At 61.2% G+C, this 19309-nt stretch carries 22 protein-coding genes; 10 read left to right on the top strand and 12 right to left on the bottom strand.

Features of this window, described 5'->3' with window-relative positions; all coding sequences use genetic code 11:
* Positions 1 to 140 precede the first annotated feature (140 nt).
* Positions 141 to 1142, top strand: coding sequence for a glutathione S-transferase family protein (locus GO499_RS00500; protein ID WP_161860339.1), 1002 nt, complete (start codon positions 141 to 143; stop codon positions 1140 to 1142).
* 12 nt (positions 1143 to 1154) lie between these two features.
* Here the strand turns inward: GO499_RS00500 and GO499_RS00495 are convergent, their stop codons facing one another.
* A complete protein-coding gene (locus GO499_RS00495) occupies positions 1155 to 1565 on the bottom strand; it encodes a response regulator (protein ID WP_161860338.1) in 411 nt (136 codons plus the stop codon).
* Positions 1566 to 1813: 248 nt separating this feature from the next.
* Here GO499_RS00495 and GO499_RS00490 point away from each other — a divergent pair, with 248 nt between their 5' ends.
* Positions 1814 to 2839, top strand: coding sequence for a GGDEF domain-containing protein (locus GO499_RS00490; RefSeq protein ID WP_161860337.1), 1026 nt, complete (start codon positions 1814 to 1816; stop codon positions 2837 to 2839).
* Between the two features lie 88 nt (positions 2840 to 2927).
* Positions 2928 to 4103: an acetyl-CoA C-acyltransferase family protein gene (locus tag GO499_RS00485; RefSeq protein ID WP_161860336.1), complete on the top strand. Its 1176-nt coding sequence runs from the start codon at positions 2928 to 2930 to the stop codon at positions 4101 to 4103.
* 3 nt (positions 4104 to 4106) lie between these two features.
* Here GO499_RS00485 and GO499_RS00480 read toward each other — a convergent pair whose 3' ends face one another.
* From GO499_RS00480 to GO499_RS00460, 5 genes are all read right to left on the bottom strand, one after another.
* The gene (locus GO499_RS00480; RefSeq protein ID WP_161860335.1) at positions 4107 to 5414 is read right to left on the bottom strand and encodes a pilus assembly protein TadG-related protein; all 1308 of its coding nucleotides are present in this window, start codon (positions 5412 to 5414) and stop codon (positions 4107 to 4109) included.
* Between the two features lie 9 nt (positions 5415 to 5423).
* Positions 5424 to 5852, bottom strand: coding sequence for a TadE/TadG family type IV pilus assembly protein (locus GO499_RS00475; protein ID WP_161860334.1), 429 nt, complete (start codon positions 5850 to 5852; stop codon positions 5424 to 5426).
* Positions 5853 to 5996: 144 nt separating this feature from the next.
* Positions 5997 to 6770 (bottom strand): alpha/beta fold hydrolase, encoded by a 774-nt coding sequence (locus tag GO499_RS00470; RefSeq protein ID WP_161860333.1) that lies wholly within the window; start codon positions 6768 to 6770, stop codon positions 5997 to 5999.
* Positions 6771 to 6824: 54 nt separating this feature from the next.
* Positions 6825 to 7271 carry a VOC family protein gene (locus GO499_RS00465; protein WP_284154834.1) on the bottom strand — a complete coding sequence of 149 codons (447 nt, stop codon included), beginning with the start codon at positions 7269 to 7271 and terminating at the stop codon, positions 6825 to 6827.
* Complete coding sequence (locus GO499_RS00460; protein WP_161863782.1) at positions 7265 to 8356, bottom strand: iron-containing alcohol dehydrogenase; 1092 nt, start codon at positions 8354 to 8356, stop codon at positions 7265 to 7267. Before GO499_RS00460 ends, GO499_RS00465 begins: the two co-directional genes overlap by 7 nt.
* A gap of 207 nt (positions 8357 to 8563) precedes the next feature.
* Here GO499_RS00460 and GO499_RS00455 point away from each other — a divergent pair, with 207 nt between their 5' ends.
* The 3 genes from GO499_RS00455 (at position 8564) to GO499_RS00445 (ending at position 11770) form a co-directional block, all read left to right on the top strand.
* On the top strand, positions 8564 to 8830 hold the full coding sequence (locus GO499_RS00455) for a hypothetical protein (protein WP_161860332.1): 267 nt from the start codon (positions 8564 to 8566) through the stop codon (positions 8828 to 8830).
* 315 nt (positions 8831 to 9145) lie between these two features.
* Positions 9146 to 10369 (top strand): argininosuccinate synthase, encoded by a 1224-nt coding sequence (locus GO499_RS00450; RefSeq protein WP_161860331.1) that lies wholly within the window; start codon positions 9146 to 9148, stop codon positions 10367 to 10369.
* Positions 10370 to 10555: 186 nt separating this feature from the next.
* Entirely contained in the window at positions 10556 to 11770 is a 1215-nt protein-coding gene (locus GO499_RS00445; RefSeq protein WP_161860330.1) for a sensor histidine kinase, read from the top strand.
* Between the two features lie 12 nt (positions 11771 to 11782).
* On the opposite strand, the gene GO499_RS00440 is transcribed toward GO499_RS00445, so the two are convergent.
* The 3 genes from GO499_RS00440 to GO499_RS00430 all read right to left on the bottom strand — a co-directional run bounded on the left by GO499_RS00440 (position 11783) and on the right by GO499_RS00430 (position 13559).
* The gene (locus GO499_RS00440; protein WP_161860329.1) at positions 11783 to 12358 is read right to left on the bottom strand and encodes a hypothetical protein; all 576 of its coding nucleotides are present in this window, start codon (positions 12356 to 12358) and stop codon (positions 11783 to 11785) included.
* A gap of 58 nt (positions 12359 to 12416) precedes the next feature.
* Positions 12417 to 12932 carry a DUF305 domain-containing protein gene (locus tag GO499_RS00435; protein ID WP_284154832.1) on the bottom strand — a complete coding sequence of 172 codons (516 nt, stop codon included), beginning with the start codon at positions 12930 to 12932 and terminating at the stop codon, positions 12417 to 12419.
* A 159-nt stretch (positions 12933 to 13091) separates the two neighbouring features.
* A complete protein-coding gene (locus tag GO499_RS00430) occupies positions 13092 to 13559 on the bottom strand; it encodes a DUF302 domain-containing protein (RefSeq protein WP_161860328.1) in 468 nt (155 codons plus the stop codon).
* A 143-nt stretch (positions 13560 to 13702) separates the two neighbouring features.
* Here GO499_RS00430 and msrA point away from each other — a divergent pair, with 143 nt between their 5' ends.
* Positions 13703 to 14302: a peptide-methionine (S)-S-oxide reductase MsrA gene (gene msrA, locus GO499_RS00425; RefSeq protein ID WP_161860327.1), complete on the top strand. Its 600-nt coding sequence runs from the start codon at positions 13703 to 13705 to the stop codon at positions 14300 to 14302.
* Positions 14303 to 14358: 56 nt separating this feature from the next.
* Here msrA and chrA read toward each other — a convergent pair whose 3' ends face one another.
* A complete protein-coding gene (chrA, locus tag GO499_RS00420) occupies positions 14359 to 15579 on the bottom strand; it encodes a chromate efflux transporter (RefSeq protein WP_161860326.1) in 1221 nt (406 codons plus the stop codon).
* A gap of 126 nt (positions 15580 to 15705) precedes the next feature.
* Between chrA and GO499_RS00415 the strand changes: the two genes are divergently transcribed.
* Positions 15706 to 16338, top strand: a complete 633-nt coding sequence (locus tag GO499_RS00415) for a VOC family protein (RefSeq protein WP_161860325.1) — start codon at positions 15706 to 15708, stop codon at positions 16336 to 16338.
* Here GO499_RS00415 and GO499_RS00410 read toward each other — a convergent pair whose 3' ends face one another.
* Positions 16339 to 16623, bottom strand: coding sequence for a YggT family protein (locus GO499_RS00410; RefSeq protein ID WP_161860324.1), 285 nt, complete (start codon positions 16621 to 16623; stop codon positions 16339 to 16341).
* 145 nt (positions 16624 to 16768) lie between these two features.
* On the opposite strand from GO499_RS00410, the gene GO499_RS00405 reads away from it, so the two are divergent.
* Together GO499_RS00405 and GO499_RS00400 are read left to right on the top strand one after the other, a co-directional pair.
* Positions 16769 to 17299 (top strand): acyl-CoA thioesterase, encoded by a 531-nt coding sequence (locus GO499_RS00405; protein ID WP_161860323.1) that lies wholly within the window; start codon positions 16769 to 16771, stop codon positions 17297 to 17299.
* A 69-nt stretch (positions 17300 to 17368) separates the two neighbouring features.
* Positions 17369 to 18289, top strand: a complete 921-nt coding sequence (locus GO499_RS00400) for a DMT family transporter (protein ID WP_161860322.1) — start codon at positions 17369 to 17371, stop codon at positions 18287 to 18289.
* Between the two features lie 6 nt (positions 18290 to 18295).
* Here the strand turns inward: GO499_RS00400 and GO499_RS00395 are convergent, their stop codons facing one another.
* Positions 18296 to 19309 (bottom strand): DUF2125 domain-containing protein, encoded by a 1014-nt coding sequence (locus GO499_RS00395; protein WP_161860321.1) that lies wholly within the window; start codon positions 19307 to 19309, stop codon positions 18296 to 18298.

Genomic DNA, 19309 nt, shown 5'->3' with positions numbered 1-19309 from the left:
GCCAATTCCCTGAACATCTGAAATTCTTTGCCCACCCATTTTTTGTTGCCGAATTGGGAACAGTGTTCTCCGCTCGCGCGTATTTCCAACCGAGAACACCGCAATATATGCCGTTCACAAGCAAAGGGAGCACGCACCGCATGGGACGACTGATCGACGGCGAATGGAAAACTGACTGGTACGACACGGACTCCAACGGCGGCCATTTCAAGCGCAGCGAGGCCGCCTTCCGCAGTTGGGTCACCGCCGATGGCACCCGCGGCCCCTCGGGCGAAGGCGGTTTCAAGGCCGAGAGCGGTCGCTACCACCTCTACGTTTCATACGCATGTCCCTGGGCACATCGCGCTTTGATGTTCCGCGTCCTCAAGGCGCTGGAAGACCACATCACCGTCAGCGTCGTCCACCCGCTGATGCTTGATGACGGCTGGACATTCGAGACGGATTTCCCCGGTGCCACCGGCGACACCCTTCTCGGGAAAGATTTCCTGCGTCAGATTTACCTAGAGGACAAGCCGGGCATGACCGGCCGTGTCACGGTGCCGATCCTCTGGGACAAACACCGCGGTACCATCGTCTCCAACGAAAGTGCGGAGATCATCCGGATGTTCAACAGCGCTTTCGACGACATCACCGGCAACGTCGATGACTACTGGCCCGAAGCCCTGCGCGAAGCGATCGAACCGGTCAACGACCGTATATACAACACGCTCAACAACGGCGTTTACAAGGCCGGCTTCGCCACCAGCCAGAAGGCCTACGACGAAGCGGTAACCGCTCTCTTCGATACGATGGACTGGCTCGAAGACCGACTGTCCTCACACCGCTACCTGATGGGAGAGCGGGTGACGGAAGCGGATTGGCGGCTGGTCTCGACCCTCTTCCGGTTCGATCCGGTCTATCACGGCCATTTCAAATGCGACCGCAACCGCCTGATCGACTTTCCCAACCTCTGGGCCTATGCGCGCGAACTCTACCAGTGGCCGGGAATCGCGGATACGGTCCACTTCGACCATATCCGTCACCATTACCATCGCAGCCACGAAACGGTGAATCCTCACCGCATCCTGCCCATCGGTATCAATCTTGACTGGAATGAACCTCACGGGCGCGATTCTGCGAAGAAACTCGCGGCGAGGGCGTGAGACTGCCTACGGTCATGCCGCGCCGGATGTAACCTCATCCTCCATCCGCTTGGGTTTGAACGACCCACGCGGTGCAAAATGCTCAAGGTAGGCGACAAGGTCATGTGGCCGTACCGGCGTGCGCAACAGCCCACAGGCATTGGGGATCATGGCGAAGATCGAGCCGTCGGCAAAGAAGGATGATTTTGTCACGGCAATAATCGGCATGTCAGGATGACGGAACGATGCCAGATCGGCGATGCAAAGCCCTCCGCCGCTTTCCAATACCGGTTCCAGAACAAGCACATCGAAATGCTCGTTCTCCAGCGCCAGCGTTGCCTGCTGTTCCGATGTCGCAAGCACGGCCTCCAGTCCCTGCCGCTCGAGGAACTTGCACCACACTGAACCCAGATCACGATTGTCTTGAACAACAAGCACACGCATCAGCTGACTTCCCTTTGCAAGAAGGTTCCCGTCCGAGGGGTCGGCCATTCGCAACACCATCACTCAGAAAACTTTGCCACCACCTTTCCGAAAATTGACCGAAGTTCCTTAACAAACGGTTAAGCATTTCGGCTCCTCGGCAAGCTGCCGCCTCCAGCCCGATCATCTCGGGTGAATGCACGAAGGTGAGTATTAGGGATTATTCAACGAAACGAGCCTTACATGCTGCCAAAAGTCGAGGTTTGGCCATGGTAGAAGACCCACGCATCGAAAACCCCCGGTTCGAGGAGCAGCGTCGCCTTGCCGAAACCGTAATCCAGATCGCCGTCGATCTGCGCCTCCCCATCAGCCCTCCCGTGTTCGAAGTGCTCTTCAATCACGTACGAGGCATGGATCGCGGCCTGTCTGAGGAAGTGGCGGGTGTACTTTCCGGCCCGCCCACCCGAATCGAGGAAAAGCTGTGCCACATCTACGACCGATGGTTCGGTCCGGAAGCGCTCCAGAAGGGCCTCAGCCGGATCAAGAAGAAACTCGACAACGAAATCGCCGAGGTTTCAGTCCATGTGAGTGACAGTCTTCGCGGCAACCAGCAACTCAGCAGCAACATGCGTGAAAGCATCCGCTCGCTCGCACAGCAGGTTACGAAAGACGACCTGCGCTCGATCTGCAAGGGGGTCGCGGCATCCAACAAGCTGCATCTGGCCTCTGTTCAAAGCATGTCGCTGCAACTGGAACGAACCCAGTTCCAGTTGACAGAGATGCAGAAGGAACTCGTCATCCTGCGGAAGACCTCCTCGACGGATCATCTTACAGGCCTGCCCAATCGCCGCTATCTGGATGAGAAGCTTCAGGAACTGGTCTCACGGCGTGCAAATTTTTGTTTCGCGATGATCGACCTCGACCATTTCAAATCCGTGAACGACCGATGGGGCCATTCCGCCGGTGACAACATTCTTCGCCGCCTTGGGGCGTTGCTGCGCGAAAACACGAAAGGACGTGATATCGCCACCCGAATCGGAGGCGAGGAGTTCGGCCTCGTCCTGCCGGAGACGGAACTCTCGGGCGCTCGGCGCCTTTGTGAACTGATTGCCGGCGAATTTCGAGACATCAACTGGATATCGCAATCCACGGATGAGGATATCGGCATGCTCACCCTGTCCGCGGGAGTTACCGCCTTTGACAGCGCAGACACGCCCGCCTCGATCTACGACCGCGCGGACAGACTGCTCTACCAGGCCAAGAACAACGGCCGTGACCTGGTGATTTCGGGCTGAGGGTAACGCCACTTCCCGCGCCCCTCCCACTTGCCACTCCCCGCCGCTGCCCGCAGGATGGCGGCAAAGCGCTTGAGGGAGAGAGATCATGAACGACATCGTAATTCTGGACGGCACCCGCACCGCCATCGGCACTTTCGGCGGTGCCCTTGCGGCCACGCCTCCCATCACCCTTGCCACAGAGGTCACCCGCGCCGCGATGGAACGGGCGGGCGTGGAACCGGGACAGATCGGTCACGTCGTTTTCGGTCATGTCATCAACACCGAACCACGCGACATGTACCTCTCGCGTGCCGCGGCCATCGAAGCCGGTATTCCCGACGCCACTCCCGCCATGAACGTCAATCGCCTCTGCGGATCCGGCGCACAGGCCATCGTCTCCGCAGCCCAGTCGCTAATGCTCGGCGACGCCGATTTCGCCATTGCAGGCGGTGCCGAGAGCATGAGCCGCAGCCCCTACATTCTGCCAGCGGCCCGCTGGGGGCAGAAGATGGGTGACATCGCCAGCCGTGACATGATGCTCGGCGCCCTGAATTGCCCCTTCGGCACGGGTCACATGGGCGTCACCGCTGAAAACGTGGCGCAGGAGCATGACATCACCCGCGAGCAGCAGGACGCCTTCGCTCTGGAGAGCCAGACACGCGCGGCCAAAGCCATAGCCGATGGCCGGTTCGACAGCCAGATCACCCCGGTCGAGGTGCGCATCAAACGCGACACCGTGGCTTTCGCACGTGATGAACACCCCAAGGCCACCAGCGCCGAGGCCCTCGCCGGCCTGCGCGCCGCCTTTCAGAAGGACGGCACCGTCACGGCCGGCAACGCTTCCGGCATCAACGACGGCGCTGCTGCTATTGTGCTGGCCACCGCATCTGCGGCCGAGACTGCAGGCCTGAAACCGAGGGCCCGCCTGCTGGGTTATGCCCATGCCGGCGTCCGCCCCGAAGTGATGGGGGTGGGCCCGATTCCGGCAGTGGAGAAGCTGCTGGCCAGAACCGGCCTATCTGCGAGTGATTTCGACGTCATCGAGTCGAACGAGGCCTTCGCAGCTCAGGCCCTGGCCGTCAACAAGGGCCTCGGCCTGGACCCGGCCCGCGTCAATCCCAATGGCGGTGCCATCGCACTGGGACACCCGGTCGGCGCCACGGGTGCCATCATCACCGTCAAGGCGCTCTATGAACTGGAACGGATAGCGGGCAAACGCGCCCTCGTGACGATGTGCATCGGCGGCGGACAGGGCATCGCCCTCGCTTTCGAACGCCTCTGACGATCAGTTGACGAGCCGCCAATAAGGTGCCGTGAACTCCTGATCGGCATCGCCGTCACACAGGCCGAACGCACTGTTGGAAGTGACCTTGATGTCGCCCCCGGCCTGCACCGACGTCCCCTGAATGCCATTGGCCTGTGCGGCGAGCATGACATCGCCCGCCGCAACGATCTGGGAGCCGTGAAATTCCATCTTCGCCGCGAAATGCACGTTTCCGGCCGTGAGAAGCTGCGCCCCGCCGCCCTCCGCGCAGTTGTCCGGGTAGCCGATCCGCGTACCGGCACTGCCGGAAAATGACTGGTTGGACGTGTTCGACGTCGCGATCGTCACGTTGCGAAGCGTCATGTTCTTGCCGAAGGAAACCTTGCATGTCGTCACGATCACCACGTCCTCCATGACAGCGGAATCCCGCAGGCTGAGCCCACTGTTACCCTTGCAAGTGACCAGGTAGATCGTCCCCTTATCCAGGTTTCCCGCATCGAAATCCTTGGCCATGACGCTCACCACACGCTTGCCATAGGGCGCCATGTAACTCGGCTGCAGGGCCGAGTTCGGATCGGAAAGCTCACTGATCATCTCACCGATCCGATTCACCAGCCGCGGTTCCAGAAACTGCTCGGACAGGGCCGTCGCAAGTCCGGGGTTCCGGTCGAGATTGCCGGCGGGCACCTGCAGACTATCCAGGTCGGGCATACCGACGGTAACGCCATCAGCAAAACTGTTGTGCTGGCTCATCTTCACGCCACCCTGCCCGTGCACGCAGATATCGCCCTCAAAATCGTTGTTCGACGACAGTTCCACGACGCCATAGGCGATCAGTCCATCCTGTACGCAAGCCGGAGAGAAACGCTGGACGGCGGACTGCGCACGCAACTCCCAGAAGTCGAAGAAACCGAGCGTCAGGAAAAACGTCCGCTGCGCATTGGCCTTCGCCCGCGTCCGACTTGCCGTAACCCGTACCGTATCCGGCGCGGCAGCCGATGTGTCGACCTCGCCCGACGCACTGTTCCACCGCCCGATATCAATGTCGCTTTCCTGAATGACATTGCCGTAGAACCGGCTGGGCATGTTGATTTCCGCCACGCGCAGGGCCTCTGCCATCGCGGTGCTGCGGCCGGAATTCAGGGCAACCGCCGCCGCGTGGGCCGATGCATCGGCCGTGGCCTGCATCATTGTCCGCATACGCCACGCATTGCCGCCATCCACCGCCAGACCGCCGATAAGGATGAACATCGCAGACCAGAACAGAGACCAGATCATGGCAGACCCGTCTTCTTCGCTAGCCTTTGCACTGAGCCGATTGAACCACATATCGTTCTCCTAGCGCGGTTCGCTGACGAGCGTGACGCGCGCAACCAGTTCATTCGATGTCAGTGGATTGAGCACGCCGAAAAGGTCCACGTCCTCCATCGGCACGGAGACCTCCACCCAGATATCCAGTCCACTGTCGTCTGCCGATGCCGAAACCCGGTCGCCCATTGTCGCAAGGCTGCTTTCCACGTGGGCCTGCGCCTCGCTTGCCGTCATCTGATGCATGGAAACCCGCCGTGCCGTGTCACGGGTAACGGACCACATGTTCGCATGGTTCAGGAAGATGAAGCTGGCATCGACAATAACGGAAAGAACCAGCAGGAAAACCGGCACCCAGAGAACGAACTCGACGGATGCGTTGCCGCCTTCATTTCGCAACACACCGCCCGGTCCAGCGCGGTGACCACCAACCTCAAGATTCCCCCGATTGCGTTCCATTTTGTCTGTTCGCCCTAAACATCCATTCTGGGCGATATAGACAGACGCATTCGGCTGAAAATGGTTTCGATTGTGGTTAATTGAAGGTGACGCACCGGCGGTAGAGACAAAGCCATACCCTGCGCCGTCCCGGGGATTTCGGCCCTATGTTGCCTGCCGCTTCAGCGCGCACCGGACCATCGCCTCGAAACCACGGGGGTCCTCGGCATGCAACCAATGGCCTGCCCCTTCCAACACGTCGAACTCCGCCAGCGGGAAAAGCTCGCGGATGCGGCCGTGGTAGTCGTCCTTCACATAGTCGGATTTCGACCCGTGGATGAATCGTACCGGCCCGTCGAAACTGCCCTCGACAGCCGGAAAATCCAGGATTCCGTCCATATCTTCGGCCAGCACGTCCAGGTTCAACTTCCAGCGCGCCTTGCCGTCTGCCAGCGAGAGGCTTTGCAAAAGGAACGCCCTCAACATCGGATCGGCCACTCTTTTGGCCAGCCCGGCATCCGCTTCGCTGCGACGGGTCACGCCGCTTAGGTCAACCGCCCGCATCGCCTCGATGTACTCGATCTGGCTGTGTCCGTAGGCCACAGGCGAGATGTCCGCCACTATCAGGTGCGCCACCCGGTCGGGCCGGGTCAGCGCCAGCATCATCGCCGCCTTGCCGCCCATCGAATGCCCCAGCACGTCCGCCTCGCCGCCAAGGCTGCCGATCACCTCCGCCAGGTCCTTGGCCATGTCCTCGTAGGTATGGCTGTCGAACCAGGGGCTGTCGCCGTGGTTGCGCATATCTACCGTTACCACGGTGCGCGTGTCGCAAAGGCGCTTGGCCAGTACCCCCCAGTTGCGCGCAGAGCCATACAGCCCATGTGCAATCACCAGCGGCCGCCCCTCGTGTTCGGGCGCATATTCGATGTAGTTCAGCATTTCAGCCCCTTGGAAACCCGCACCTCTTTTGCCACAGGCCGCAGGGGCCGTCCATCAGCCTCCGCGCCATGCCGGATCTTTCGCAACCAGTTCCACGGTGTTGCCCTCAGGGTCCTGCACGAACACGCCGCGCCAACCGATCCACGGAAACTCCTGCACCACCGGTTCCAACCCGTGTCGGCGATACCAGGCTACCGCTTCGTCCTGCTCTCCATAGTCCACAGTCAGCGCCAGGTGGTGCAGCGACGAGTGACTGCCCGCTGTAACCGCCCCGGTGGTACCGGCAAACGCCGCCGCGCCCGCCTCGGCGGCAAACAACGCCAGCACACAGGTATGACCGGCGTAGCCCGTGCATATCCGGAAAAATCCGATACCGGACTCCGGCGCCCGCAGAACCTCCAATCCGATGATATCGCGGTAGAATGCGAACATCGGCCCGATCTCGCCACAGCGGATCGCCACTTCGCCGAGGTCCCGAATCGTGAAGGGCGGCTTCACCATGCCGCCCTGTAGATGGCCAGTGCGTCCGCCTCTTTGACGGTGCGCGGGTTGTTCACCAGCAGGCGGGTCTGCTTCATTGCATCCCGCGACATGCGCACCAGTGCATCTTCCGGAATGCCAACATCGCGCAATCGATCCGGCAGCCCAAGGCGCCGCCCCAGTGCCTCCAGCGTTTCGATCAGCGCCATTCCCCGCCCCTGCGGCCCGGTCTCGCCGAGGTCAGGGAAGATATGCGGCGCCAGTTCCGCGTAAGCCTCGCCGCATTCCGGCAGGTTGAAGCGCATCACTTCCGACAGCACCAGCGCGTTCGACAGGCCATGCGGAACATGGAAAATCCCGCCGATGGGATAAGCCAACGCATGCACCGCCGCCACCGGGCTGTTGGCAAAGGCCTGTCCGGCAAGCATGGAGCCGAGCAGCATCTCGCTCCGCGCCCCCAGATCGCTGCCATCGGCAACCGCCTGCTCGATACTGCCCCCCAGTTTCTGCAACGCCGCGACCGCCAGCGCTCGACTCACCGCGTTGTTGTTCACACTTTTCGATGTGTAGGCCTCGATCGCGTGCACCATCGCGTCGACACCGGTAGCCGCCGTCACGTCCGGCGGCAGGCCCAGCGTCAATTCCGGGTCCAGCACCGCAATATCCGGCAGAATCAGTGGCGAAACCACGCCGCGCTTCTCGTCGTCCCCGACCGTGATGATGCTGACCGGCGTCACTTCCGAACCGGTTCCCGCAGTCGTCGGCACCAGCACCAGCGGCAATCGCGGTCCCCGGGCCTGCCCCACTCCCCAGGCCTCGTCGAGGTCCTCGCCAGAGCCGAGCAACAGCGCCACCAGCTTGGCCACATCCATCGAAGAGCCACCGCCGAAACCGATCACTCCCGTCGCCTCATGGGCACGCCCGGCTGCGACCGCCGCTTCCAGCGTGGCACGCGACGGGTCCGCCTCCACCGCATCGAACACGGCCACCGCGTCGCCGAGACTTTCCAGTACCGGTTCAGTAAGGCCCAGTCGCGTCAGCCCCGCATCTGTCACGAGGAACGGGCGCGGCCCCAGCAACGCGCCTGTCCTCGCCCCCATTTCCATTGCCCGACCCGGGCCAAAAACCACCGAAGGCGTCGTGTGAAACAAGAAATCCAAAGCGCAGCCCCTCCCGCCCGCAATAAGATTCCAGATTTTCCGCAAAGAAAAGCCAAACTGTTACGCCAGAACGCAAATGCGTGAACTGTGCGGAACGTAACAGTCGGGCAGGCGTTGAGTGATTACATGTGACCTATTGGTAAAGAGGTACAAATGCTGTCCACGTTCATCCTCCTCATCGCCGGCTGCGGCCACGATGCCTACGACTGCCGTGAAGTCCACCGCATGGAAGTGGAAGCGGCTTCATGGGAGGTGTGCGATGCCCGTCTGGCCGAAGAGATGGCGAACAGCCGAATTGAATACCCCGTTCTCGAAGGCATCTGCCTGCCGGAGGGTAAATTTGCCGATGCGCCGCTCTGGGCTCAGGAGGGCAGCCGCCTTGTTTCTTCCGAAAAAACGCACCTCTCCGGTCAACTGTGATATTTGATACATTTGCCGGGTCTCAAAACCACTAACATCGCGTTAATGGCGAGCGTTGGAGGCTGCGGCACACTCCCGGACCACTGATCCTTCGCATCTGCCGCGCAAGCGGACGCCAGAGTAATACTGCCGGCTGCGTTCCGCCGGGCGCTTTTTGGGGGGTGGACGAGAGGGCTATTTGCCCGAGACAACATCTTGAAAGCCCGAAAGGGCCCGGTCCTGACACACTGGCCGGGTCCTTTTGTTTTAGGGCACTCTTGCAGCTAGCCCTCAAACGCAATACGCCTCATCCGCGATCAGAAGCGGAAGAAAACCATGTCCAAGCCCAGCCCGAAAAAAGTCGTCCTCGCCTATTCCGGCGGCCTCGACACCTCGATCATCCTGAAATGGCTCCAGACGGAATACGGCTGCGAGGTCGTCACCTTTACCGCCGATCTCGGCCAGGGCGAGGAACTGGAGCCCGCGCGCAAGAAGGCAGAACTGCTCGGCATCCCGGCCGAGAACATCTACATCGAGGATGTGCGCGAGGAATTCGTCCGCGATTTCGTCTTCCCGATGTTCCGCGCCAATGCCGTCTACGAAGGTCTTTACCTGCTCGGCACCTCCATCGCCCGCCCGCTCATCTCCAAGCGGCTGGTCGAGATCGCGGCCGAGACCGGCGCCGATGCCGTCGCCCACGGGGCCACCGGCAAGGGTAACGATCAGGTGCGGTTCGAGCTTTCGGCCTACGCCCTCAACCCCGACATCAAGGTCATCGCGCCCTGGCGCGAATGGGATCTGACCTCGCGCACCAAGCTTCTGGAATTCGCCGAGGCGCACCAGATCCCCATCGCCAAGAACAAGCGCAATGAGGCCCCCTTCTCCGTCGATGCCAACCTCCTGCACACCTCCTCCGAAGGGCTGGTGCTGGAGGATCCGTCGCAGGAAGCGCCCGAATACGTCGTCCAGCGCACCACCCCGCCGGAAAAGGCGCCCGACACGCCCGAATACATCGAAGTCACCTTCGAGAAGGGCGATGCCGCCGCCATCAACGGAGAGGCGCTCTCTCCCGCAATGCTGCTGACGAAACTGAATGAATACGGCAGCAAGCACGGCATCGGCATCCTCGATCTCGTCGAGGGCCGCTTCGTCGGCATGAAATCCCGCGGCATCTACGAGACACCGGGCGGCACGATCCTGCTCGCCGCCCACCGCGGCATCGAATCGATCACGCTCGACCGCGGCGCGGCCCACCTGAAAGACGAACTCATGCCGCGCTACGCCGAACTCATCTACAACGGCTTCTGGTTCAGCCCCGAGCGCGAGATGCTGCAAGCCGCGATAGACAAGAGCCAGGAGCACGTCTCCGGCACCGTCCGGCTAAAGCTCTACAAGGGCAGCGCCACGGTCGTCGGTCGCTGGTCCGAGCAGACGCTCTATTCCGAGAAGCACGTCACCTTCGAGGATGACGCTGGCGCCTACGACCAGAAGGACGCGGCAGGCTTCATCAAGATCAACGCCCTGCGCCTCAAACTTCTGGCCGCCCGCAACCGGCGCTGACGGCGTTCGGCTCACTGCGCGAAACCCAGCGCCGGTTCGCCGACCGGCGCGACAAATGCATGACAAAAAAGTGCATGCGCAAAGCCGTTAACCAAAGTTAAGGCTTCCTAACCGCCATTAATGCGTTAGTCTGTCCGGCGGCGTCTGCATGACGTACACGTCAAACTTTGACCGGATGGGAAAATCGTGAAGGCAAAACAACACGCGGACCACCGCGAACGCCTCTCGGCCCTCTACAGTTACGAGGTGCTGGATACCGACCCGGAAGACGAGTTTGACGATATCGTCAAACTCGCGGCTGCCCATTGTGGTGTACCGATAGCCCTGATCTCCTTCGTGGAAGAGGAACGCCAGTGGTTCAAGGCGGAAACCGGTCTTGGCATCTGCGAGACCCCGATCGAGAACTCCATTTGCGCCCACGCCCTGCTCGAAGACGATTTTCTGGAAATCGAGGATACGCTGGCAGATGAGCGCACCGTCGCCAACAGCCTCTGCACGCCGGAAAACGGCCTGCGATTCTACGCCGGATGCCTTCTCCGCTCCGCCGACGGCCTGCCCCTCGGCACCCTCTGCGTGCTGGATTACAAGCCCCGCCGCCTGACACCTCTGCAACGCGATACCATGCGCGTGCTCGCCCGCCAGGTGATGTCGCAACTGGAAATGCGCAAAGCGCTTACAGCGGCTGATATCCTCCGCAAGGAAGTGGATCACCGCGTCAAGAACTCCCTCCAGTCGCTCTCCTCCTTCGCGCGCCTGCAAAGCCGCGCCTACAAGTCGAGGGAAGCAAAGACAGCCCTTTCCACCGTACTGGCCCGTATCGACGCCATGACCCGCTTGCATGAGCAACTCTACATGAACGACGACCACATGCATGTGGACCTTGGCAGCTACATCCGGACGATCTGCGACCAACTCGCAGATATGGCACCGCGCGGGGTCACCTTGGAAATCGCGACGGAATCCGCCTCCGTCAATTCCCAGCAGGCAGCCGCAGTCGGCACATTCCTCAACGAATTTGTCACCAACTCCTTCAAGCACGGCTTTCCGGGCCAGCGCCCAGGCCGGGTGAAGGTTCACCTTGCGCGCCAGCCCGAAGGCACCCTGCGACTCGTATGCTCGGACAACGGCGTGGGCATGTCGGAAGGTGCCACCGACAACAAGGCCGGCCTCGGCATGAAAATCGCGGAAATCATCAGCCTCGAACTCGATTGCGAGCATGATCTGCGAAGCAGCGATGACGGCGTTGTCAGCACTCTGGTCTTCCGCCCCTCACGTCTGGACAATGCGGCAGCAAATGCTGCTCGCCCCAATGGCCACACGACCAACTTGGAAATCAAAATTGAACCGACGGCGGCCATTCGCAAACTGGCAGCGTCCGAGGCAGTCGGCGAAGCACGCTGAAGGCGCACGCCTTCAGGTCTCGCCGAAATACGCCTCTCGCTGCAGGTGACCGGCCAGCTTTCCGGCAACCACCAATCCGGCAGCCTCGTTCTCACCGATCAGCACCACGGCATCGCCGGCAAGTTTCAGCGGCCCAAGGACGGAGCGAACCGCCTCTGCGCTCGCCCGCCAACCTGTTGGCGCCGCCACTCCGGCCGCCGCGAACCGCAGGCCGGAAACGTCTTCCAGCTCTGCGCGAAACTCCTCCGGCACTTCGCCCTCCGGCGCCAGCGCCAGCAGATCGGTACGGATCAACCCGCCCAGTTTGTCCCGCACAGGCTGTGGCATCTCCAACCGCCGCCGCAGGCGCAGGCCAAGTCCGTCACAGGTAAACAGGAACGCCGTTACATCACGGCCAGTGCCACGCAGGATCGACGCATACTGCGGGTAGGCCAGACCAAGCTCCTTCGCCCGCCGCATTCGCAGCCTCACGATTTCCAGCGGCACCGCCTCCTTCATCAGCGATTGCCGCGCCCGTTTCCAGGCATACCGCCGCCAGCCCGCTCCGGGCTCCAGCGAAGGGCCCTTGTTGTGTCCGATTCCTGTCATGCCGTCTCCTGATCGATCAGGTCATCAAACCAGCAAAATCAGGTGGCGTCACCCCCGTTCAGTCGCTCGTGTCGCGCGGCGTTCCCGGCGGTGCGTCGCCATTGGCCTCGATGTCGGCTATATAGCGTTTCATCTCGTCGATTTCCTGAAGCTGTGTCTCCAGGATGGCATCGGCGAGAGCTCTTACTCTCGGGTCCGACAATTCGGCACGCTCGCTCGTCAGCACCGCGATCGAATGGTGTGGGATCATCGCCTTCATCCATGCCAGGTCTCCCACCGTCGCCTGACTACGCACCAGTGTGAGGAAGATCACGAAGGCGATGGCAACCCCGCCGAAGATCGCCACATTTACCCGCCGGTTTCCGTACATGTTCAGCATGAATGCAAGCATGATGATCGTCATCACCGATCCCATGTACAGCGCCATCCACAATCGCGTCTGCGAAAAGAATACGTGATCCAGCGCATAGGTGTTCAGGTACATCAGCCCGTACATCACCACGGTCGACGTGATGATCATCGCCGCAAAACGGCCGTAACCGGCCATGCCTTTGGTTTCGTTCTTTTCTGCCATATCGCCCCTTTTCCGTTCACGCGGCCATCAGTGGCCCAACGGAGGCACCGGTGGTCGGGTTCCCGGTCAGTGCTGCGCTTTCATGCCTGAGCGAAACACTCGCAATACGGTTTCCATACCAAACCCATACCAAACCCGGCTTTCACAGGAGGGCAGATTTCACTCTGTCGCGTCCGCCGCGATCTCGTCAAAAACCGTGTCGAGTTCTCCCGCGATCTCCTCCAGCCTCGCCCCGCCTTCCTCGAAATAGGGTGCCAGCACCAGGCTCGGCGTCTTGTAACTCAATGTCGCGGTTTCATCTTCATTTTCAGTAACATACAGACGGATCGGCGCCTCGATCATCGCTGCCGTACTCAAGCCCAGCACCTCTACCGCCACAATGTTGTTGAACACCCCGATCACTCGATTTCCTGGTATATCGACACCTCGCGCCTTCGCCGCGCCCGTAGGCCCGGCCTGGGTAACAACCCCCATCCCGTTCCCCTCAACCGCCGCCAGCACATCCTCCACCAACGCATCAAACCCCTTGCCAGTAGGCATTATCTCCCAGCCGTCCCGCTCCGTCAGCGGCCCCGAAAGTGCGGGTCCCGCACAAAAAGTCAGCACAAGAAATATCAATCGTTTCATCAGCTTGCCCCCTTTGCCAGTGCGTGGAGCCTAACACGCCCCGTCCTCCGCACCTCTGACAACTGCGTGAAGCCTGTGTGCTGGCCTTGCAATGGCCCGGACTGGGAACCAACCTGCCATCAACCGCCGCAACAGGAGCCCACATGCGCACCACCGCCCTCACTGCCCTTGCCCTGCTCACCCTCACCTCCGCGGCCAAGGCCGAAGACCTTCAGAAGGCCGTCGTCGCAGGTGGATGTTTCTGGTGCGTGGAAAGCGATTTCGACGCAGTCGAAGGCGTAACCGAAACAATCTCCGGCTACGCCGGTGGCACGGTCGAGAACCCCAGTTACAAGCAGGTTGTTCAGGGGGGCACCGGTCATGCCGAAGCTGTTGAAATCACTTACGATGCCGACATCATATCCTACGAGGATCTGCTACACGTCTTCTGGCGAACGGTCGATCCCACCGACGCCGGTGGCCAGTTCTGCGATCGTGGCGATAGCTACCGCACGGCAGTTTTCATCACCGACCCGGCCCAGAGAGCGATCGCCGAAGCTTCCCGCGCTGAGGCGGAGGCTGCCCTTGGCCAACAGGTCGTGACCGAAATAGCAGAGATTACAACGTTCTATCCGGCGGAGGACTACCATCAGGACTTCTACCTCAAGAGTCCGCTACGCTACAAAACCTATCGACAGGGTTGCCGCCGCGATGACCGGGTAGAGCAACTTTGGGGTGACGAAGCGCGCAACCACGGCAGTTGAGGCAGCGTTCATATGCTGTCCACAAAGCAATTGAACGGTATTTTAACGTTTCCCGTTCATATTGTGCTCGTCAACTCCAGCAACAGCCCTGACGCCACGCCCAAGCCGATCAACCAGAGGATCGGAATTTTGCGCCAGAACGCCAGCAATACAAAACCGGCAAATAGCAGGATCTTCGGCCATTCCGGAGCCCCCCAGCCGGCGGGCAGAAACGCCGCCTGCCCCAGATAGACTGTCAGATTCAGGATCACGCCGACAACTGCGGCCGAAACACCAACCAGCGCCCGCCGCATTCCCGCGGCCTTCTGCAGCACCTCCACATAGGGCGCGACCGCAAGGATCAGCATGAAACTCGGCGCGAACGTGTAGAAACAGGCCAGCGAAGCCGTCAACACTCCCAGCCCCATATCGTACCCGGCAAAGAACCCGGCATAGACATTGACGAGGATCAGCGGCCCCGGCGTCGCCTCTGCAATCGCAAGCCCATTCAGCATTTCCGCAGCCGTCAGCCATCCATAGGTTTCCACTGCGCGCTCGGCCACATAGGGCAGCAGCGCGTATGCGCCGCCGAAGGATACAAATGCGGCGGAAGTAAACAGCGTCGCCACACCGTCCAGCGGCTCGGGCCCGAAGACAAACCGAAACCCCAGAAAAACCAACAGGATAACAGCCGAAAATCCTCCGACGATCCGCATCAGATAGCCTCGGTCCACGGGCGCTGTCATGCCTTCGGGCCCGCTGTCTTCATGCGGCATCATCCAGCCAGCCAGTGCCGCCAGAGCCACGATCAGCGGAAACGGCAAGCCGAACGCCCACAGCCCGAGGAACGCAGCGCCCGCCAGAGCCCAGTGAAACGGCCCCGTCAGTGCGCGATTGGCCACAGCCCACAGCGCCCGTAGCACCAACACCAGTACCGCCGGCTGAATGCCGTAGAATATCGCCGCCACAAATGGCACGTCCCCGAACCGCGCAGCGATCCAGGCGAGGAGGATCATCAAAATTGCACCCGGTACAATGAAAGCCAGCCCTGCCGCCAGGCCGCCGACCACGCCGTGCAATCGCCAACCCAGCCAAGTCGCCAGTTGCTGCGCCTCCGGCCCCGGCAGCAACATCGCCACATTCAGCCCGCGCTGGAAGCCTTCCGGCGAAACCCAGCCCTTCCGCTCGACGATCTCTTCCTGCATCAGCGCGATCTGCCCTGCAGGCCCCCCGAAAGACAGCAAACCGATCCTCAGGTAGACCGACAATGCGGAACGCAGCCCCACCTCTTCGCTCACATTTGCCCCCCCGCATCAAACAGCTTCACCGGCTTATCCGCCATAAGTGACGGAAATAAAACAATGTATGCAATGTTCATTTCTCCAGCCTCCGGATAAAATCAGACCAGAACAGGGAGGCTGGAAATGCTCAAAATCGATCACTTCGTTTTCGCCTGCGGGGAACTGGAACAGGGCCGTGCATGGATGGAAGATGCGCTCGGTCTGCCGCCCGTTGGGGCTGGAAAACACGCGCGGATGGGCACGCACAATGCACTCTGGCGCGTTGGCGACGCCTATCTCGAAGTCATCGCCATAGACACATCGGCGCCCGGACCGGATCGCCCGCGCTGGTTCGGCCTTGACGAGGCCTCCATCCGGGAGCGGACCGCCGTCACGCCCCAAATGGTCACCTGGGTCGCCGCCACCGACAACATGGATGCCAGTCGGGCGGCCGCGCCCGAAGCCGGTCCAGCCCTCTATTTCACCCGCGACAGCCTCCACTGGCATCTTACCGTGCCAGACGACGGGGTTCCTCCCATGGGTGGAACTTTCCCTGCACTGATCGAATGGCCCGAAGGCATCACCTCTCCGGCGCAATCTCTGCCCGATCAGGGCATTGCCCTCACCGCATTCACTCTTGCAGGTCCGCCCAGCCTGCCGCAGGCTCTCGCTCGCATCGGCGCCGATCACCTACCGACGCGGATCACTGAGAGCACGATACCGGCCCTTACCATTTCCGTTGAGAGCCCCACACGGGGAACGGTCACGCTCGGTTGATCAGAAGGCGTATATGTTGTTGCGAATAATGATCCGCAGCGCCGCGATGACGAGGATCACCACCAGAGGCGTGAAATCCAGCCCCCCCATCGGCGGAAGAATCCGGCGGATCGGAGCATAGATGGGCTCTAGGATCCGCTGCAAGCCGGACCAGATCTGGTAGACGATCGGTTGCCGCAGGTTCAGCACCTCGAACTGTACCAGCCAACTCATGATCACTTGAGCCAGCACGAAGAACCAGACCACATCAAGAACGAGCAGCAGAATTTGCATCAAAGAGCCCACGGCATTCTCCCGGATAGCTTGCCGGAAACACCTAATCCGCCGTGTCCGTCCTCGCAAGAGGCAGCTTTGCCAGTTGGTTGACGCCACGGCCACTCTTGCACTCTGCCATCCACACAGGAAGCTGACGTCAAAGGAAACTGGCGTTATGTATCCAATCATCCGTACTGCCCTCGAAATGCGCGCGGCCCGCAAGGCACCACCCCTGCCGCTTGACGGCACCCATGTCACACGCGTCACCTGCTTGCCGTGGGACCTCGACTACTTCATGGAACTCAACAACGGCAGGACCCTCACGCTGATGGATCTCGGCCGTACCGGTCTCGCCATCCGCACCGGAATCATTTCCGCGCTCAAGAAGCACGGTTGGGGTTTCACAATGGCCGGTGTCTCCGTCCGTTACCGCCGTAGGGTAGTTCTCTGGGATAGGCTGGAACTGCACACAACATTCCTCGGCCACGATGATCGCTTCGTTTATTCACTCCAGAGTTTCAGACGCGGCGGTGAGACAACCAGTTCCTCGCTCGGCCGCGCGGCCCTCGTGGGCAAATCTGGTATTGTTCCTCCCACCGAACTGACCACAGCCCTCGGCCAGCCGGGTTGGAACAGGCCTCTGCCGGACTGGGTTCAGTCGTGGATCGCTGCCGACCATTCACGTCCGTGGCCGCCTGAGCACTGACGAACTGACTGACGTTTAAAAATATTCCTGGAATGCGTCTTTCATTTATCACCCGGCGGGCATACAGCGATGGCCATGTCTGCTGCCACCGAATCCTCCGATACAAACAACCTGCGCGGCGCCACTTTCATGGTGTTCTCGATGGCAGGTTTCTGTTTCAACGACGCACTGATCAAGGCTTTCGCGCCTGATATCGGGCTGTTCGCGGCGATCTTCTGGCGTGGCGTCATCGCCTCTCTATTGATAGGCGTACTGGCGGCACGCCAGGGCGTTCTTACATGGAGACCGCAGGGCGGCGACCGGCTGGCACTCGTATTGCGCGCATCAGGAGAGATCGTCGGCACGTTCCTATTTCTCACCGCGCTTCTGCACATGCCCCTCGCCAATGCGACGGCAATCATGCAGTCGCTACCGCTTGTCGTCACCCTCGGTGCGGCCCTATTTCTGGGAGAGCCGACCGGTTGGCGACGCTATCTTGCAGCGGTCATCGGTTTTTGCGGAGTCCTTCTGATCATCCGCCCCGGAACCGATGGCTTCACCGGCTACGCGCTGCTGGCGCTCGTCGCCGTTTTTGCCGTCACGCTGCGTGATCTGGCGACGCGAACATTTACCGCCGCGGCCCCCACGTTCTTCATCGCCTTCTTTGCCTCGATTATGCTGACGATTGCCGCGGGCATTGCCATGCTGTTCGTCGAATCCAGCTTACCTACTCCCGGCGCGGCCCTAGGCTTGGCGGGATCGGCTTTGGCACTAACGACAGGCTACATCTTCGGCATTCAGGCAATGCGCACCGGCGAAGTCGGCTTTGTTTCGCCGTTCCGTTATTCCGTTCTCGTCTGGGCACTGCTGCTAGGCATTTTCGTCTTCGGAGAGCGCCCCGACGCCTTCACTCTCATCGGATCGGCGATCATCGTCGGCACTGGTCTCTTCACCTTCGCGCGGGAGCGGGCACTCCGCCGCAAGCCGCCGGTGGACAGACATCTTCGCTGAAAGCCCTCAGGGCCTGTAGACAAGTACCGGCGCCCGGCCGATAGGCACCGGACCCAGCTTCACGAAGCCGCCTTCAAAGCGCAACGGAAGGTCCAGTGTACTTGTTTCACCTGTTGTCTGCGCCAGAATCGAGAGCCCCCTCTCAAGCGTCCGCGACAGATCAGCACTGATCAGGTCGGCCGTCACCGCCAGTTGCAGCATGTCCGGCCAGTTTCGCGCCACAAGGTTCAGCGAACCTTCCGGGCGCCCAAGTGTGTCGATGTCGAGGCTGCCGCGCATCTGCATCTCCAACTCGCCCCATGTCACGGAAAGGTTCTGGATATTGAGTGCCGTCAGTGCCGGCGTCGCTCCCTCCGCCGCCAGTCTGTCCCACGGCGCGTCATAGACGGGCGTCATACGCAGGTAGATGGGCGTCACAGCTACGGGGTAAAGGCCCGCCGGGTCGATGGCCTTGCGCAGCGGCTCCGGCAGGCGGAAATCGGCGGCATCGAGCGCGACATCATAGCTGAAATCCGGCGCATTGCCCTCCGGGCTTCGCCGCACCGACAACTGGCCGCTGCTGATGGCGGTTGCCCAGCCGGAATCGGACGTTATGCCAAGACCGTCTATCGCCAGTATCGCCTCTTTCAATCCCAGCAGCGTGTTGGGTTCCAGATGCACGCTGGCCCGCAGATCCTGGCTGACCACAGTCAGAGTCTCGACGGGTGTCCGCACGACCTGCTCGGGCGGAAAAACCGTGATGACCTTGTTGGGCTGGTAGCTCAATGCCAGAATGTTGAAATGCGGTGCTTCCCACGCCCAGCCGGTGCCCGGGTCGGCCAGATCGAGGCCGGTAAACCGGCTGTCGAAGCGGTTGGGGAACCCTGCGACGCTCAAATCCTCGTACTCCGCCACCCATCCAGCCTGCCGCTGCTGCGCGAACCAACTCTCCAGCGCCGCCCTCTGGGCTGTTGACCCCACGAACCAGTAGGCGGCCCAGCCGGCGGCCAGCAGGATCACGAGGAAGAACAGTTTGCGCAT

Origin of the sequence: Algicella marina, assembly GCF_009931615.1 — a bacterium.
Classification (GTDB): Bacteria; Pseudomonadota; Alphaproteobacteria; order Rhodobacterales; family Rhodobacteraceae; genus Algicella; species Algicella marina.
This window is presented reverse-complemented; position numbering and strand designations above follow the sequence as displayed.